This is a genomic window from Parasphingomonas puruogangriensis (assembly GCF_036663635.1).
Taxonomy (GTDB): domain Bacteria; phylum Pseudomonadota; class Alphaproteobacteria; order Sphingomonadales; family Sphingomonadaceae; genus Sphingomonas.
In genome coordinates this window covers 1-1,086 of record NZ_JAXOJI010000041.1, presented here as the reverse complement: position 1 = coordinate 1,086, position 1,086 = coordinate 1, and the positions used below count along the sequence as shown (strand labels likewise).

General features: G+C 59.0%; 2 protein-coding genes. One reads left to right on the top strand and one right to left on the bottom strand.

Annotation, left to right across the window (positions count from 1 at the left end):
* Window positions 1–150 precede the first annotated feature (150 nt).
* Entirely contained in the window at window positions 151–879 is a 729-nt protein-coding gene (locus U1739_RS21050; protein WP_332710572.1) for a sulfite exporter TauE/SafE family protein, read from the top strand.
* Between the two features lie 9 nt (window positions 880–888).
* Here U1739_RS21050 and U1739_RS21045 read toward each other — a convergent pair.
* Window positions 889–1,086: UvrB/UvrC motif-containing protein (locus U1739_RS21045; protein WP_332710571.1), on the bottom strand; the 198-nt coding region annotated here is incomplete at its 5' end.

Sequence of the window (1,086 nt, the reverse complement as noted above, 5' to 3'; positions counted from 1 at the left end):
GGCAGAAAGAGTGATTGCGGCGCAGGAAGCCGAGATGCGCGAAATGCAGGCGTGGCTCGACAAAAAGGGTGTGGCTGCTGCGGAAAAGCCGATGACCGCTGCCGAACATGCGGCAATGGGCCACTGAATATTCAAGACCTGATTGGCATTATGACAACGCAACTACTGCTGTTGGCGGCGGTAACTTTCGGCGCGGCCTATATTCGCGGGCTCACCGGCTTTGGCATGGCGATTATCTTGGTGCCATTGTTCGGTTTGATCGTGAAACCGGGCGAGGCAGTGGTCATTGGCATATTGCTTCAGGTGCTCATCGGGCCAGTTGGATTGAAGGTCATTCTGGCCGATGCGCATCGGGAAAGCGCGCTTAAGATTGCGGGCTTTGCCGTGGTGGCGACACCGCTCGGGATTTTATTGCTGATGCACACCACGCCCGATATTGCGCGGTTGATGATCGCCGTCATCGCGATTGGTGCGTTCCTGCTCGTATTGCTGCCGCAACGCAGTGCGCTTCGGCCCGGACCCAAGGAAACCGCGCTGACTGGCCTTGCGTCGGGCATATTAACGGGCTTTGCCGCGATGCCGGGGCCACCCGTCGTACCCTTTTATCTGCGCCAGCCAATCCCGCCCAAGGAAGCACGCGCATCGATGATGCTGGTGTTTTTTGCCACCGCGATTGCAGGGACGATATCGGCCTTTGTGCTTGGTCTGGCGAACGAACGGCTGCTTTGGCTGTCGTTGCTTCTGTTTCCATCGGTGCTGCTGGGCAACTGGCTTGGTGCCAAGTCCTTTGGCAAAGTGCCTGCGACGTGGTGGCGCAGCTTTGTTGCTGGCATATTGGGACTAGCTGGGCTTTCTGCTGTCATCCGGCTGTTGAACTAGCGCCCGCGCTTATTTGCCGAATTTTCGCTGAGTCCTGCCGTAACGCATTTTGCGCGTGCCGGGCTGGCCCTCGGTAGCGCGGCCTTTGGGTGCAGCGACATGCTGTGGGTGCGGCAGGCCAAGCTCGGTTGCCTCGAGCGACCGGATTTCGTCGCGCAAACGGCCAGCTTCTTCAAATTCCAGATCGGCGGCGGCCGCGCGCATTTT